This window comes from Paenibacillus taichungensis (assembly GCF_050994985.1).
Taxonomy (GTDB): Bacteria; Bacillota; Bacilli; order Paenibacillales; family Paenibacillaceae; genus Paenibacillus; species Paenibacillus taichungensis.
Map to the genome: position 1 here is coordinate 351,884 of NZ_CP194720.1, position 15,323 is coordinate 367,206.

Here is a 15,323-nt window from a genome sequence, read left to right on the forward strand (position 1 = left end):
AACAGACAGCGGGTAAACTTATCTCATGACCCCCTTTTTGATAATAGATAATGCTGTTGGGACCCGCACTTAGCGGGTTCATTTTTTTTGTCTATATAAGTTTAACTATGGAATTTCTATACCAACACTCCGATACAGAACTACATTCCGCTATCGTGTAAATATTTAGTTGAACTTATATAACATTTTTTATATTAGGATACAAAGAAAAACCCTCACAGCGTTTTTTTTACGCCGTGAGGGCTATTGTGATGTTCTATGTTTAAAACGGTACAACTTGCATTTGTTTCTGCTTGAAGTATACCCATTCGGTAAATCCAATCTCTTGCAGACGTGTACGCACGTCATCCAGTTCATCGGCAACACGCTGCGGTTTGTGGGCATCTGATCCGAAGGTCACTTTCACTCCGTAATGATGCGCACGCTCCAGAATGGCATCGGAAGGGTACCAGCCCCCACTGAGTTTGGTTTTACCTGACGTATTAATTTCAATAGCCACGTTCGATTCTGCAATGACCTGCAACGTTTCATCGATGGCTTGATCCGCGATAATATCCGAGAAAGGTGGATAATTTCCTTTCATGGCATCAATATGTCCGAGAATCTGGAACATACCGCTTCGGGCCGATTGCCGAATCAAAGCATAATAACTCTCTTTCACTTCAACCTTACGCGCATCGCTTAATCCGTTCCAGCGGGTTTTGTTGAATATGCTGACATCTTCCGTATGATGAACTGAACCAATAATATAATCAAAAGGATATTGCCCCAGTGTATTGCGATACAAATCAGCATGGACAGGGAAATAGTCGGATTCAATGCCAAGCAGCACATCAATTTTGCCCGCGTATTCTTCCTTCAGAGCCAGAACTTCTTCCACGTAATGACGCAATTCCGACTTGCCCATCGCGATCCGGGGAAAAGCCTGCTCCTCGTCACTTCCAAAGTAAGGTGTATGATCTGAGATACCGATGACCTGAAGTCCAGATTGAATACCTGCCTCAATATAGTCGCGAATATTGCCGTCTGCATGACCACAACGAAAATGATGGGTGTGAAGATCAAATTTCATATGGAAATCCTTCCTTTCTCATGGCTCATTTGTCATTCTGAACTGATGAACTGGGTCTCAGGCATGCCTTTGAGATCGCTCAGGAATTGCTGCATAGCCGAATTGAGATAACGACTTGATTTGTAAATGACTCCGACAGGGTGACTGACCTCCAGTTCACTGAGTGGAATCATGCGCAGTGTGCCTTGCCGTAACTCGTGGGCAACGGATTGTTTGGATATAACGGCTGCCCCGAGATTAATCTCAACCATACGTTTTACTTCCTCGCTGCTCGACAACTCCATAACGATATTGGGCTCAATATTATGTTTTTTGAAAATGCCTTCCGTAAAGCGGCGTCCTACCGTATCCGGAGATAGCAAAATCAGAGGTGTGCTGCGCAGGACATCCACCGCCGCATGCTTTTGTTTTGCCAGTGGATGGAATGGAGATACGACAAGTTCGAACGTATCATAATACAGCACGGACGTATTCAGGTTAGGATTCCGTTCCGTGAGATAACCGATACCGATGTCTACCATTCCATTCTCGACCTGGGTATAGATCTGGGAGGAAGGCAGGGATTGGATACTGGTTTTGATGAGTGGAAATTGATCCTGAAAGTAGGATAAGACCCGTGGCAAAATCTGAATGGCAATGGACGTGGTTGTACCGAGTCTGATATGTCCCTGAGGAGTCTCATCGAGATCCATCAGCTTCTGTTTCAGCTCACCCACGATGTCCAGCATACGTTCGGCATGTTGAAGAAACACCTGTCCGCGATCGGTAAGGGTGACCGGTTGGTTCCGATCGACAAGAACGGTACTGAATTCATCCTCCAGGCTCTTGATTTGGGCCGAGACGGCGGGTTGAGTCAGATTTAGAAGTTCTCCGGCTTTGCGGAAACTCATCGTTTTCGAGATGGTAATCAGCGTCTCCAGTTGACTGATATTCATGTATGGCCTCCTTGCACGTAAAATGTCTTCTGTCTATCCATAGGTGGAATCCCGTAACTGGTCATTGTTCCGTTCCTTAAATTATAGGTGATTCAGGACAGCAGGGCAATGAAGGGAACATCATGGATTTGGGGAGGTCCATAAGAACGAGAAATTAATTTTATTTCAAGAAATTAAATTTTTAACATTTTAAGAAACAGTAAAAAAGTCCTAAATGCCTTTTGCCATGCCTCTTCATGGCAATTGTTCTTGCAACAGATGCGAAAAGCCTCGTTTTTTCGCTAGAATCAGCTATAAACATTTGCCCCGCGGATGACGATAAATTATAGTACACATGCCTTGCCGAATTCTTGGTGAATTCTTGTACGTGATAAAGTATAATAAATTTATGAATATGGGACTTTTGGTGTGTGACCAATAACCCAGTGTAAGGGGGACATTAGACAGTGAAAGCGGAAGTGATTAATCCTTTCCTGGAATCCGCACGGAACGTATTCGAACAGCTCATCCAGGTTTCGCCTTCCACCGGGAGTCTTGGCGTGAAAAATGTGGAGTACATCGCAGACCATGTCTGGATCGTGATCGGAATGACTGGACAACTGAGCGGAAACATCGTGTTTGGAATACAAGAGTCGGTAGCATTGAAAATCGTTTCTGCTATGATGGGCGGCTTTGTCATTACAGAAATGGACGAAATGAGTAAAAGTGCTATTTCTGAACTTGGCAATATGATTAGCGGCAATGCAAGTACCATCCTGTCCAATCAGGGTGTCGTTGTTGATATTACACCTCCACAAGTGATGAATTCCGAATACGTGAGTTCTTTTAGTGCAACGAAGGCATTGAGTATTCCTTTGCTGATGGACGGAATCGGTGAGATGGATATTCAAGTGATGATCTCGTAGAATAGAACCATACGCCTCTTGGGGCAATATGTGTTCAATACGGGAGGACATCGGGTATGTTGAAAGATCAGGTTGTTTTTATCACAGGTGCGTCGAGCGGAATTGGTGCGCTCTGTGCACAGATGCTGATAGAAGAAGGAGCCATCCCGATTCTGGCTGCCCGCTCGCGGGACAAGCTGGAAGAGATTGGTGCTTCGCTGAAAGGGCAACATGAACTACTCACGTTAGATGTAACGAATACTGAGCAAGTTCAGACAGCCGTGGATGCGATGTTGCAGAAATACGGACGAATCGATATTTTGCTGAATAACGCTGGTTACGGAAAATTTGCAGCGATGACGGATATGTCTGTGCAGGAATTCGATGAGATGATGGACGTTAATTACATGGGCATTGTTCGCTGCACCAAGGCAGTGCTTCCGCAGATGTTACAACGAGGCAGAGGACAAATCGTGAATGTAGCTTCCATGGCTGGCAAGATCGGAACTGCAAAATCCGCTTCATATACGGCAACCAAACATGCTGTACTTGGCTTCAGCAATGCCCTGCGCCAGGAACTTCGCAAGACTGGAGTCACGGTAACGACCATTAATCCCGGACCCATCGATACACCGTTCTTCCAACGGGCAGACCCCTCCGGTAACTATGTTAATAATGTACGCTGGATGATGCTGAAGCCGGAAGAGGTTGCGGGGCATATGATCCGTGCGATGAAGAAGCGCAAGGAAGAAGTGAATCTGCCCAGACTGGCTTCGGCTGGAGTGTGGCTGTATCAGCTATTTCCGCGTCTCGCTGACAGGCTGTCGCACGGTGTAATGAATCAGAAGTAAGATGCAACAATGGGCATCATATATCGGATAAAAGAAGGGCTCCGCCGAGGGGCTTTTCTTTTTTTTGTCTGCAAAGACATGTTTCATGAATAAGATTTGGTCCGTAGGCTTTTTTCGCATATAATGAAAGGTAATGTGATGACAGGCTTCGGTTTTATTAGTACAAGCAGGGCTATATATGTTCAACTAAACATTTACAAGATAACGGAGAGGACAGAAATAACCTGAAGAAGCGAAGCTACAAGCTTTCTGCAAGAAAGCTACTTCGAAAGCATCCACTTCGCCAAAAAGCTTTCTGCAAGAAAGCTGCATCGGAAGGTTGTTCTGTCATCGGAGTGTTAGTGTAAATATTTATTAGTTGAATGTATATAGCGTCATAACGAATAAATTTAAAGGATGGACATACATGACGAATCAAACATTTGCTTCAATTGGCGTAGAACAGGATCTTGAGGCTGTACTCGCCAAACATGGCATCAACGAACCTTCACCGGTACAGGCACAGACGATCCCGGTTATTTTGGAAGGCCGTGATGTAGTTTCAAAATCTCAGACGGGAACAGGCAAGACACTCGCCTATTTGCTGCCACTGTTGCAATCCATCAAAAGTGATGTAAAAGGAACACAGAAGCTCATCATAGCTCCTACACAAGAGCTGGCGATGCAGATTGTACGGGAAGCACAGCGATATGGAGAAGAACGCAAAATTGGCGTTCTGGGGCTAATTGGTGGCGCCGCAGTAAAACGTCAGATCGAGAAGCTGCGTGAACACCCGGAACTGGTTGTAGGAACGCCAGGACGTCTGAAGGAACTGATCACGCTGAAAAAGCTGAAAATGCACAATGTCTCCACGATTGTTATTGACGAGGCAGACCAGGTATTCCAGCTCGGCGGGGTAAGTGATGTGGACTTCGTATTGCGCAGTGCCCTGCGCGACCGTCAGCTTATTTTCTTGTCAGCAACGATTGATGAACATACTGCTGGACTCGCGAAGCGGGAGATGAAAGAGCCGGTACAGATCGGAATTGAACCGGACCGGGCAACTGCGGCGGGACTTGAGCATTTTTATTTTGTGGAAGAAAACCGCAACAAAATTGATATGCTGCGTCGTCTGGTTAGACAGTATAACCCGGATCGCGCCATCGTTTTTGTGAATGCTACCGAGGATATTGGCGAGGTTGAAGCGAAAATGAATCATCTGGGCTTCTCCGCAGCTGCGCTGTATGGCGATGCCGACAAAGTGACGCGTAGCAACGTGCTATCCGCTTTCCGTAATGGAAAACTGCAACTATTGATCGCGAGCGAAGTTGCAGCCAGAGGACTGGATATTGAAGGTTTGCCGATGGTCATTAACTATGACCCTGCATTTGATTCGGAACACTATGTTCACCGTGCAGGAAGAACAGGTCGTATGGGTCGCAGTGGTATCGTGTTGTCGATCGTGGACGAAACGCAAATTTTCATTATGCGCAAGTTTGCGCGGGAACTTGGAATCGAATTGCCGGAACGTGTATTGTTCGGGGGTAAAGTGCTGGAGGCTGATCCGCGTCCGGATACGCGGCCTGAAGGCCATTCTTTCTCTAGAAAGCCAGGGCAGTCCCGGGATCGTAGACCTGGTACGGCGAGCCGCAATGGCGGTGCTAGAACTGCTGCATCGAATCAACGTCCGGCGGGCGGCAAGCCAGCTGGCAATACAGGCAGAACAGAACGGGACCAGGATCGCAAGAACAAGGGCGCTCCCAAATGGAGCAAAGGTAAAGAGCCACGCTCTGAAGAATAAAACCTGACGAAAGAGGTGCAGGGATAGATGGATAACGTTCAACCACCCGTATTGAAAATCAACGGGCTAAGCGGAGGATACAGTGCCAAGCGGCCGGTCCTCCACGGCATCGATCTGGAAGTTGGACGCGGAGAAATGGTCGGACTGATCGGATTAAACGGTGCTGGCAAAAGTACTACGATGAAGCATATTTTAGGATTGATGACCCCTCAGCAGGGAGAAGTGCGGGTCATGGGCAAGAAGCGGGACGAAGATCCACAGGTATATCAATCTGCCATGGCCTTTGTACCGGAATCTCCTGAACTGTATGACGAGATGACAGTCATGGAGCATCTGGAGTTTACGGCCAGAGCATATGGTGTATCTGAGGCTGATTTCAAAAAGCGTACGGAGAAACTGCTGGACTTGTTCCGCATGAATGAGAAAAGCACAAGTCTGTCGACCCACCTGTCCAAAGGTATGCGGCAAAAGGTCATGATCATGTGTGCTTTTGTGGCAGGTCCGCCACTCTATATCATTGATGAACCTTTCCTGGGACTTGACCCGCTCGGAATCCGCTCTTTGCTTGATTTTATGCTTGAAATGAAGGCTTCAGGATCATCCATTTTGTTGAGTTCACACATTCTGTCCACCATTGAAAATTACTGTGACCGTTTTATAGTCCTGCACCGAGGACAGGTCATTGCTCAAGGGACGCTGAATGAGCTGCGTACTCAATTCGGGGAATCGAATGCCACGTTGGAGCATATGTTCTATTCCCTTGTACAAGGCAGGGATTAAGCATGGATCTGAAGCAGTTATGGAAGCAAAGACGCACGGGATTTTGGAATGGAATTCTTCCTTATCTGGGTTATGTCATTCAGAGCGGCGTAGCCATGGTTTTCTTATTTCTCGTCATTGCGTTCTCCGCCTGGTATACATCGTTTGTACAGCATATTCCGGCGGGATTTCCGATTCGCTGGATTACGTTGCTGTTGCTGGCACCCCTGGTGCTGTTTAGCAGTTATCGTACATATCTGCATCCGGCAGACATCGTATTTTTACGTCCGCAGGAATATCGGATGCATGAATATCTGAAAAACAGCTTCGCTCGTGGCATGATCTATAAAACCTTGGGTATGCTGCTCGTATTTGTAACGTTGTGGCCGCTCTATGTTCGAGCAGATCAGGATGCAAGGCCATTTGGCTGGTTTATCCTGCTTCTCCTGTTGTGGAAAGGGTTATCGAGCTATGGGGCTTGGCAGGAACTGCGCATGGTGCAAATCGGTGCCGCTAGAGGATATCGTTTGCTCCGGTGGGCGTTGGCTGTACTGGCGATTGCCGCCTGGTTGTGGCAGTCTCCACAGCGCAGCATCTGGTTCCTGCTGCTGCTGGCTGTTGTATATATCGTTGCTCTGCGTATCCCTCTGAAACATCGGGTTTCATGGGAACGTCTCATTCAGGTGGAGCAGGGCCAGGCTGGACGAGTGATGCGTACGCTGGGATGGTTCGTAGATGTTCCTTCATCAGGCCAAAAAGTAAGTTCTCGTCGCTGGCTCAGCAAATGGGGAAGTGGTCTTCCATGGAATGCAGGAAAAGCCTATCGCTATTTGATTACCAAAACGTTCATCCGAACTGAAGTGTTCTCCATCGTGGTGCGCTTGGTTGTACTGGGCATGTTGCTGTCCTGGTGGACGGCAGGCAGTTATTTCGGTATTGGTGTATACCTGTTCTTCCTGCTGCTTGCAGGTGTGCAACTGGGTGCGCTGCGACGCAGTCATAGTGAATCGTTCTGGATTATGATTTATCCCATCTCGGGAGAGAGTCGTCGATCCCAGGTGCTAGGGTTCATCTCGAATCTACATGCGCTGGTTGCTCTGCTTATGTGGTTGCCGATGCTGGCTGCGGGATGGAGTGGACTGAGCATGACCATAGCAGCACTGGTCCTTGGTGTGCTGGTCATCTACTTGATGCGACGTTCTCAGGGGAACAAGTGGTTGAAGGAAGAAGAGGATGAATGAACGGTTGGGCGTATGACTAGTTAGCGTCCAATGGCAACGCCGACTAGGGACGCTTGCGTAACATAACAAAAGAAGGGTATTCCGAGCTGTATCCCGGAATACCCTTCTTTGTGCTACAGTCAGCTTACCTTGTTCCGACTCCTGGTGAGGACGTATGGACTAACAGAGGAACGATTTTGTGATAATGACGAGCAAGATGAACAGAACGAGAATGGCACCTGTATTTGTAAATCCTCCTCCGTAACCGTAACCGCCGCATCCATAACCGCCTCTTGTTTCTTCAACTACTCCAGACATATGGTCATTCCCCTTTCAAGTGGTGTTAGGCACGCCCTTGCGTACATCGTATATTATGTGCCTTGGGGATAGGCTGATTGGGCCGTTGCCCGGTAGAGCCTGAAAATCATCGTTTTGGGCATTTGCCCGTCAAGATAGCCATACGTTTTCAGGTTGGAACACAAAACACCCCTTTGTATCTAGAGGCATTCATCAGGATACAAAGGGGTGTTATATTTGTCAGGCAACGGATGCAAGTCCGCTCCCTGACTTATTTATTTGGATAAGCATTACTGCATATAAATTAAGTTGTCTGTAGATCCAAAACTCCACGATAAATCGTATCGAACAGATCTTCCAGTCCGGATTCTTCAATACAGGAGAAGGCAATTCGCAGATCGGCTTCACCCAGCGCAATAGTACCGACGCCGTATTTCTGTAGCAAATGGGTCCGGAGCTGCTCTGCGCCGACATCCTTCAGCTTCAGGCACATGAAGTAACCGGAGTTGAACGGATAGTAATCCCATACCTCACCGTATTTACCGCTATCGAGGATGGATTTTACTTTGTTGGCGCGGCCTTTCATGATTTCAAACTTCTCCAGTTTCTGTGCTTCGAACTCAGGTGCTTTCAGCGCATCCAATACAAAAGTTTGGGAAGGATGCGGACCACTGGAGATGGTTGCCCGGATAATACCGAGTGTTTTTTGCTCCAGAGCATGGAGAACTGCAGCATCTTCATGAGCGTACGTGATGAATCCAACACGGAAGCCCCATACAAATTCTTCCTTTGTGGCACCGTCAACTTTGACAGTCAACACACGTGGGTGGAGGTTCGCCAGTTTGCCAAACAGGGATTCGTGAATGGAATCTTCGAAGAAGAGACCAAAGTAAGCATCATCTGTCACAGCAACAACGTTCACACCAGCCTCAGCTGCTTGACGAATCGTATCCACGATTGCATCTGCTTCTTCAGCTCCAGGTGTATAACCTGTCGGGTTGTTCGGGAAGTTCAGCAGCACGATGGCTTTGCCTTTGTCCTTCTGCGCAAGCAACGCTTCTAGCAGGCCTGCACTGTTAAAGTTCAATTGATCATCGAACAGGGGATAATGAACTAACTCGCCATGACGACGAATTCCGAAGGTTAGCTCATAATTTTCCCAGTTTTTATCCGGATATATAACAGCGTCCCCTTCTTCGGCGAACAGGTCGGCTACGATACTCAGTCCATGAGTTAATGCGTTAGTCACAATGGGGTTACCAAACGTTTTACCTTCAAGGGAAGGTGTTTCCTTCAGCATCTTGTCTCTCCATACCGTCCGCAACTCAGGCTTTCCTGCAGGCGGAGCGTAAGGGTACAAATCCTTCGGTTGATATGCAGACAGCTTATCCTGAATAACAGCTAAGTGCATCGGCACACCGCCCTCCAGGGCAATACCAATCGTAGCATTGTAGGTTTTGGCCAGACTTGCTGCTTCTGCAGACTGACTCAAGATACCTTCTTTTGGAAAATAGATTTCTTTGCCGAGCTGCGACAGCATGGAGTAGACGTGACTGCTGCCTGCCTGAATACTTTCGTTCAACTGTTCAGCCAGTGGATTCATTCTTTTCATCCTTCCAAGTCTTTGGGATTCAACTGCCTAACATTATAACACCTTACATTGCCCCCGTCACGGAAATTACGCATAATGACAGTTTTATCACTTTACCGCGTTGTTGCAGGTGTTTTTGAGTGAGGTTAATGTCACTTCTCCCGATTGATTATACGATAGAAAATGGATGTTATTTCTGATGAAAAGGACAGTATTTCCGCATCATTTCGGCAGTTTCCGCATCTCGTCCTTCGTTACGCTGTTCCAGTTCGCCGCTAATATGATCAAAGCGTTCAGCCGAGAGGTTCTGTCCAAATTTGAACTTGGCACTGACCCGTTCAGGAACAATGCGGACCACAGCAACCGCTTTGAGATTACCCTTGTAGCGGGGATCAGCTGCATTAATGGGGATATATCCGCCCTGCGGTTGGAGTTTCTCCATAAAACGTTGAAGAACCTTGCCCTTGATATCCAGATCCTGAACCGGCTCTGCCTGTCCGAATGCCATTACACTTTTGAAAAAAGAAGTTGCCGGACAAGCTAACTCGGGATCACTGAAATAAGATGGAATCAGGGAAAACTCTTCTGCAACGGTAAAACTGACGGAGGAATCCTGCTTGATCTGTTTCATTTTTTCTCCGGCAAGACTGCCGTGGAAATAAAAACAACCGTCCATATATACGAAGTTTAGCGGTGTTACCCTTGGCTGCCCATCTGGACTGACCGTTCCCAGAAAACCAAAGGAGCATTGATCCAGAAATGTTATCATTTCCTGCTCTTCATCTACATTGAATTCTTTTCTTCTCATCGGTGTTCCCCCTTGAATGGCATGTGGATAAGATCGCTGTACCTTAGCCATAACAATAGAACCTGCATTGACATATAAAAAGATCCAATTTACATTCACTTTAATAGACCAATTTTTTCGGAAAAAGAGGTGCACGATGGAATTGTGGCTGCCTATGGATTCATACGTGGTTCAACACCGTTACAAATACGAGGCATTGTACCATGCTTTGCGTGACGCCATCCATGCAGGGACGCTGGTTGGAGGCACAAGACTGCCTTCCACTCGAGAGCTGGCACGTCAATATGAAATGTCACGCGGCTCCGTGGCCCAGGTATATGACATGCTGCTCGCGGATGGTTATGTGCGGGCACATAGGGGGAGAGGAACTTTTGTTTCGGACACCTTAACAGCGCAGGAACATGAGGAAGAGGAGGCAATCATTCAACTTTCTCCATGGGGAGAGCGGGTGAGTACGCTGAATATTCAGAATCAAAAGCAACAACCGTCAGCCCTTGCACCGGAGCAACGAGTCATCAACTTCCATGTACAGCGTATGCCTGTCGAGCATTTCCCACAAGCGGAATGGAAAAGTGCGCTGGCCGCCGTTCATCGAAGCGGGTCGCATGAACAAAGTGGTGCTGCCGGAGACCCTGAACTGCGTGAGGCCATCGCATCACATCTGAGGTGGACACGAGGCATTCAGGCTGAGGCATCACAGATCGTGCTGTTTAGTGGTTCCATGCAGGGCATCACTTTGCTGGCGCAGCTGCTTATTCCTGAGGGGGCCGCTGTCGTATTGGAAAATCCGGGATATCAGGGAATCGCTCATGCCGTTAGGTCCTGCGGAGGAAAGATTATTCCAGCGGAAGTAGATACCGGAGGGATTGTTCCGCAGTCCTGGGAAGCACAGACGTTATTTGTGACACCAACCCGCCAGTTTCCTACAGGGGCTGTCCTTGGCTTGGATAGACGGAGAGCCATACTTGAATGGGCCTCCGAGCGAAATGCCGTCATTATTGAAGATGATTATGATAGTGAATTTCGCTGGGGAGGTAGGCCGATTGAACCGCTCAAAGTACTCGATCGTGAACAACGGGTCATCTATGTCGGATCGTTCTCACAAACGATGGTTGCATCCTTCCGGCTTGGTTACGCGGTTCTGCCACCCAGTCTGGTGCAGCCACTGATCGCTGCAAAAGCACTGTATGAACCCGTACCTCCAGCCCTTCTGGAGCAGCGTGCACTTGCGAAGTTTATGGCCCGTGGAGGGTATTTGCGCCATCTAAGAAGGTTAACCCGTCTCTATGGGGAACGGCATGCTTTTTTTGTCAGTGAGATGAAGCGGGAATTACCGGAACCTTTCATCATGCAGCCGGGAGATGCTGGATTGCATATTTATGCTACGTGGAAAGGGGATATCAACAGTTACGAGCGGTTCAAGGCACTGGCTCAGGAAGAAGGTGTCCTGTTCCGCGATGCGGGGCGTTATCGGCTGACTTCAGGTCATCCGGCTGTGTGTTTTGGCTTTGCACATCTGGAGAAAGGGGAGATTCAAGAGGGGATAAGAAGAATGCGATTAGCATGGGAGAAGTGCACATTTTCGTTTCGGTGAATTCCGCTGTATAATGGGATAAGGCGTTTCGCTCCAGTAGGAGCAGAAATTATATATAAACACATATCTCATCATTTTTGATGCAGTATGCAAAAGAGATTAACTTTCAAGGGGGAGTGGCGACATGCTGCAGGCATCGCCGTCATCTTTTGTTATTTTGCCCGCCGTCGCCAAAATTGTCTGCGAACCGGGATGGAAGTGGCAGAAGCGGGAAAAACCGATGCAAAACTATGACTTATTTTATGTATGGAGTGGTGAAGGGACCGTTGTGCTGAATGACCGGTCGTATGAAGTTGGCAAGGGTAGTTGTTTTCTGTTCAGGCCAGGCGATCATCCTACTGCAACACATAATAAGCAAAAACCGTTGGTACTTACGTATATTCATTTTGATGTAGATATACCCGTTAATGATGTTCCCCAGTCCTATCGTGAAGTACTGGAAACGGTGGAATTCGAGCATTTGCTGGCTCGGTATGTAAGACTGTTTCTATCCGATGTATATGGGCGGGATGAGGAAAGCCGACTGATTCTGAAACAGCTGATGATTCATTTGCTGCGCGCGGACACGGAATCTCCTGTGGAGAAAAAGGTGAGCAACCAGTTGTCTGATGTCATCCAGGAGGTTGCTAACTATGTACGTCAGCATCCGGGGATAACACATCGCGTGGAAGACCTCGCGGCAAGGGCTGGATTATCGCCTCGATACTTCTCGATTAAGTTCAAGGAATTGATTGGTTCGTCCGTGCAATCCTATATCATTCGCATGCGCATTGAGCGGGCCGAGCATCTGTTGGTGCACACTGGCATGAATGTGACCGAAGTGGCAGATGCCCTTGGGTACCGCGATATCTTTTTCTTCAGTCGTCAGTTCAAGCAGTACACCGGCAAAAGTCCGTCCGAGATTCGATAGGACTTCTCTCTGACCGGAAGAATATGGCAACGTTTCAAAGCTGGAAAGCAGGGGTAAGTATGTAGCATTCCAGACGAAAGGGGGAACTTGTGATGAACGGAAAACGTCGGGTCCGCAACCGGGGATGCTCTATTAAGGGCTTTAATATTTTCCGGAACCGCCTGCGCCGCTCCAAACCGGCAGAGGAAATGCAGGACGTATGGTTTTAAGGAATGGTCTGAAAACCAATATGACGAAGCTTAGCTTCGTATTGCATGTATACATGGAATGGGAACAGTAATCATCCTGACTTCTACATAGCTCTGAAGCGGATAATCGAATTCTCTGATTAGCAGAAGGTACTCATAGCCTGGACACTTTACCCTAAAAAGGTGTTCCGGCTGTGAGTACCTTTTTATATTTTTTATATAGGCCAAAGTTCTGTGTAATCTCTTTCTTTAGATCGGAAATTAAAAAAGATGACTCCTGTTATTCAGGAATCATCTGCGCATTGCTCAATGGATTGGTTTTAACCGACCGAGCAACTCTCCCATTTTGACGGAGTCGCCAGGCTGCAAGCCTGGTTTCGGTTCGAATGTGCCGCTCTGCGTTAACAGTACGACGGTGGAACCGAATTCAAAATATGCGAGATCATCGCCTTGTGCCCATGAACTTACATCTGCACCAGCGTACTGTATGCTGCTCACATTCATTGCGCCTACTTTCACGACAGCAACTTCTCCAAAGTCATGAGCAATATACGTAATGAGCCTTTCGTTGCGACTCAGCACCGATTTCATATGGGTCAGACCAAAATCATTTACAGGATATACCTTGCCCTTAATATGTTCACTCTCAATGCGGCGACCGCTAACAGGCGCATGAATGCGATGATAGTCGCGTGGGCTGAGATACAGGACAAAGGCATAACCGTGCTTGTACTTCTCCAGATGTGGCGAGTGGTTTAATAATTCAGCAAGTGTATAATTTTGTCCCTTAACATTCAGGAGCGTTCCAGCAGATACAGGACCGGCTGCCGTAATTTTGGCATCTACCGGACTGATCAGAGCATGTTCTGAAAGTTCAAGCGGGCGCATGCCCGGTTTAAGTTTACGGGTAAAGAAATCATTCAAAGAACGATATTCCTTCCAGTCTTTCTCAGCTTCCTGAACAGGGATGTCGTAGGTCCGGACAAAATAAGGGATAAATGCCTTGCTTCCCCGGCTCTTGGAGAAGGCTCCCACAGTCCGGGAGATCCATTTGCGAGAAGAAAGCTCGGTCATTAACCGCAACAGCGTTTTTGCCATGAATATCCCCCTTAGGGTTAGTGCGAACTTCAAGGCCGGCAGGACCGGCCGTTCTGCATAATATTGACACAGAATGCCCACGAAATCAATATAGGCCACGATCATACGTCTGGGGCTGCCGCGGTATGCGCGAATTCTGCTCCAGAAGCAGACGTCCATAAGCCATCGGTTGCCGGTAGCTGGCTTTCCAAGTCTCCGTCATTCCGGCCTTCCGGAAACCGTAGCGCTGATCCCTTCCGTTGCATTCGATAAAATAAATCTGGCCCTTCGCTGTTATCCCCAGATCAAGTCCAAGGTCCGCAAGATGAGGCAGGCTGGAAGCCAGCGTCCGTGCGATTCGGAGCCCGACAGATCGGATTCTGGCCTCCAGTTCAAGTGCATGCCAATCGGTTGCCTGCAAGTCAAGGGCTTCAGCCAGCGTCATGACTTTGCTACCTTGGGCGATATTGGTAACAAACGTATGAGCCGGAGCCACCTTAGCGAATATGCCCGTGATCCCCCACAAACCGTCGCTTCCACGCTGCACGGATACCCGCAGATCTACGGGTCTTCCTTCATAACGGACCAGAGGTATCCGCTCTTCAATGAGATAGGCATGCCGGAAAATACGGCGCAGGGTGGCTGATGGCAGTTGTCCCTTATTCAGTCGAAAGGTGGCCCATCCCTTGCGTGAAGTCCTTGTCTCACATGTCAGTTTCCACTGACCATCCTTTTCAAATATCCGCATAATGCCGTGACCGATGCTTCCGCTGCAAGGCTTGATCACCAGATCATCGTAATTTTCCATCATATATGCCAAAGACTCAGGTGTAGCCTTGACCGCACGGGGGAGGTGCTGCCTGAGACCGGGGTCCTGATAAAGCATCTCGTGAATGTGGTCTTTGCGGTATCGATTGCGTACATTGTATACCTGTATGCCCTGCAACAACAGTTTGGTTACCTGATGCTGCTCCGAACGGCGAAGCTGGAGAGCCCGGTTATGAATAACGGAGGGCAAGGGCATTCTTTGACGAACGTATATGCCCTCTTTTTTTACATAAGCAATACAGGTTTTGGTATCCGCATCCACGTCCTCCAGCCGCAGAAAACAAGGGGTTAATCCATAACAGGCCGCTGCCTGTTCAACATTCGCAAGTGATTCCTGACCCGTCCTCCCAGCTGGTATCCCCCGGTACATGCGTGAATCGAACATAATACCGATCGTTTCTTGTAGCATGACCGTTCCTCCTTCAATGTTATCGCGACCATGGATCGTCCATCCATGGAATGCCGGCCTGTCACCGCATGGTTGGGCATCACGATAACGCAGACCGGATTCATGATGCTTCGATATGCA

General features: G+C 48.0%; 14 protein-coding genes. 7 read left to right on the forward strand and 7 right to left on the reverse strand.

The genetic code is table 11. From position 1 onward, the window contains the following. Positions 1-262: 262 nt before the first annotated feature. Positions 263-1,072 carry a histidinol-phosphatase gene (locus ACR1R9_RS01700; protein ID WP_063566084.1) on the reverse strand — a complete coding sequence of 270 codons (810 nt, stop codon included), beginning with the start codon at positions 1,070-1,072 and terminating at the stop codon, positions 263-265. Between the two features lie 32 nt (positions 1,073-1,104). Continuing rightward, positions 1,105-2,007 (reverse strand): LysR family transcriptional regulator, encoded by a 903-nt coding sequence (locus tag ACR1R9_RS01705; protein WP_076290883.1) that lies wholly within the window; start codon positions 2,005-2,007, stop codon positions 1,105-1,107. Positions 2,008-2,453: 446 nt separating this feature from the next. Between ACR1R9_RS01705 and ACR1R9_RS01710 the strand changes: the two genes are divergently transcribed. From ACR1R9_RS01710 to ACR1R9_RS01730, 5 genes are all read left to right on the forward strand, one after another. After that, complete coding sequence (locus tag ACR1R9_RS01710) at positions 2,454-2,912, forward strand: chemotaxis protein CheX (protein ID WP_063566082.1); 459 nt, start codon at positions 2,454-2,456, stop codon at positions 2,910-2,912. A 56-nt stretch (positions 2,913-2,968) separates the two neighbouring features. Then, positions 2,969-3,742, forward strand: coding sequence for an SDR family NAD(P)-dependent oxidoreductase (locus ACR1R9_RS01715; RefSeq protein WP_063566081.1), 774 nt, complete (start codon positions 2,969-2,971; stop codon positions 3,740-3,742). A gap of 406 nt (positions 3,743-4,148) precedes the next feature. After that, entirely contained in the window at positions 4,149-5,522 is a 1,374-nt protein-coding gene (locus ACR1R9_RS01720) for a DEAD/DEAH box helicase (protein ID WP_433921875.1), read from the forward strand. A 27-nt stretch (positions 5,523-5,549) separates the two neighbouring features. After that, positions 5,550-6,302 carry an ABC transporter ATP-binding protein gene (locus tag ACR1R9_RS01725; protein WP_076290881.1) on the forward strand — a complete coding sequence of 251 codons (753 nt, stop codon included), beginning with the start codon at positions 5,550-5,552 and terminating at the stop codon, positions 6,300-6,302. A 2-nt stretch (positions 6,303-6,304) separates the two neighbouring features. Then, entirely contained in the window at positions 6,305-7,522 is a 1,218-nt protein-coding gene (locus tag ACR1R9_RS01730) for an ABC transporter permease (RefSeq protein WP_099858058.1), read from the forward strand. A gap of 159 nt (positions 7,523-7,681) precedes the next feature. Here the strand turns inward: ACR1R9_RS01730 and ACR1R9_RS01735 are convergent, their stop codons facing one another. The 3 genes from ACR1R9_RS01735 to ACR1R9_RS01745 all read right to left on the reverse strand — a co-directional run bounded on the left by ACR1R9_RS01735 (position 7,682) and on the right by ACR1R9_RS01745 (position 10,197). Continuing rightward, on the reverse strand, positions 7,682-7,819 hold the full coding sequence (locus ACR1R9_RS01735) for a hypothetical protein (RefSeq protein ID WP_162842448.1): 138 nt from the start codon (positions 7,817-7,819) through the stop codon (positions 7,682-7,684). 283 nt (positions 7,820-8,102) lie between these two features. Next, the gene (locus tag ACR1R9_RS01740; protein ID WP_076290879.1) at positions 8,103-9,401 is read right to left on the reverse strand and encodes an aminotransferase class I/II-fold pyridoxal phosphate-dependent enzyme; all 1,299 of its coding nucleotides are present in this window, start codon (positions 9,399-9,401) and stop codon (positions 8,103-8,105) included. A gap of 178 nt (positions 9,402-9,579) precedes the next feature. Continuing rightward, positions 9,580-10,197: a pyridoxamine 5'-phosphate oxidase family protein gene (locus tag ACR1R9_RS01745; RefSeq protein ID WP_076290878.1), complete on the reverse strand. Its 618-nt coding sequence runs from the start codon at positions 10,195-10,197 to the stop codon at positions 9,580-9,582. A 136-nt stretch (positions 10,198-10,333) separates the two neighbouring features. Between ACR1R9_RS01745 and ACR1R9_RS01750 the strand changes: the two genes are divergently transcribed. Both ACR1R9_RS01750 and ACR1R9_RS01755 read left to right on the forward strand, forming a co-directional pair. Beyond that, a complete protein-coding gene (locus ACR1R9_RS01750) occupies positions 10,334-11,791 on the forward strand; it encodes a PLP-dependent aminotransferase family protein (RefSeq protein WP_433921874.1) in 1,458 nt (485 codons plus the stop codon). Between the two features lie 124 nt (positions 11,792-11,915). Continuing rightward, positions 11,916-12,701, forward strand: coding sequence for a helix-turn-helix domain-containing protein (locus tag ACR1R9_RS01755; protein WP_076290876.1), 786 nt, complete (start codon positions 11,916-11,918; stop codon positions 12,699-12,701). Between the two features lie 494 nt (positions 12,702-13,195). Here the strand turns inward: ACR1R9_RS01755 and asd are convergent, their stop codons facing one another. Next, the gene (gene asd, locus ACR1R9_RS01760; protein WP_076290875.1) at positions 13,196-13,987 is read right to left on the reverse strand and encodes an archaetidylserine decarboxylase; all 792 of its coding nucleotides are present in this window, start codon (positions 13,985-13,987) and stop codon (positions 13,196-13,198) included. An 85-nt stretch (positions 13,988-14,072) separates the two neighbouring features. After that, entirely contained in the window at positions 14,073-15,203 is a 1,131-nt protein-coding gene (locus ACR1R9_RS01765; protein WP_076290874.1) for a YheC/YheD family protein, read from the reverse strand. Between the last annotated feature and the right edge of the window lie 120 nt (positions 15,204-15,323).

What these genes read in the sequence shown, in the direction of transcription:
- ACR1R9_RS01755 (WP_076290876.1), top strand. Translation starts at nt 11,916, where the DNA reads ATGCTGCAGGCATCGCCGTCATCTTTTGTTATTTTGCCCGCCGTCGCC.
- ACR1R9_RS01765 (WP_076290874.1), bottom strand. Translation starts at nt 15,203, where the DNA reads ATGCTACAAGAAACGATCGGTATTATGTTCGATTCACGCATGTACCGG.
- ACR1R9_RS01750 (WP_433921874.1), top strand. Translation starts at nt 10,334, where the DNA reads ATGGAATTGTGGCTGCCTATGGATTCATACGTGGTTCAACACCGTTAC.
- ACR1R9_RS01735 (WP_162842448.1), bottom strand. Translation starts at nt 7,819, where the DNA reads ATGTCTGGAGTAGTTGAAGAAACAAGAGGCGGTTATGGATGCGGCGGT.
- asd (WP_076290875.1), bottom strand. Translation starts at nt 13,987, where the DNA reads ATGGCAAAAACGCTGTTGCGGTTAATGACCGAGCTTTCTTCTCGCAAA.
- ACR1R9_RS01720 (WP_433921875.1), top strand. Translation starts at nt 4,149, where the DNA reads ATGACGAATCAAACATTTGCTTCAATTGGCGTAGAACAGGATCTTGAG.
- ACR1R9_RS01715 (WP_063566081.1), top strand. Translation starts at nt 2,969, where the DNA reads ATGTTGAAAGATCAGGTTGTTTTTATCACAGGTGCGTCGAGCGGAATT.
- ACR1R9_RS01705 (WP_076290883.1), bottom strand. Translation starts at nt 2,007, where the DNA reads ATGAATATCAGTCAACTGGAGACGCTGATTACCATCTCGAAAACGATG.
- ACR1R9_RS01730 (WP_099858058.1), top strand. Translation starts at nt 6,305, where the DNA reads ATGGATCTGAAGCAGTTATGGAAGCAAAGACGCACGGGATTTTGGAAT.
- ACR1R9_RS01725 (WP_076290881.1), top strand. Translation starts at nt 5,550, where the DNA reads ATGGATAACGTTCAACCACCCGTATTGAAAATCAACGGGCTAAGCGGA.
- ACR1R9_RS01740 (WP_076290879.1), bottom strand. Translation starts at nt 9,401, where the DNA reads ATGAATCCACTGGCTGAACAGTTGAACGAAAGTATTCAGGCAGGCAGC.
- ACR1R9_RS01700 (WP_063566084.1), bottom strand. Translation starts at nt 1,072, where the DNA reads ATGAAATTTGATCTTCACACCCATCATTTTCGTTGTGGTCATGCAGAC.
- ACR1R9_RS01745 (WP_076290878.1), bottom strand. Translation starts at nt 10,197, where the DNA reads ATGAGAAGAAAAGAATTCAATGTAGATGAAGAGCAGGAAATGATAACA.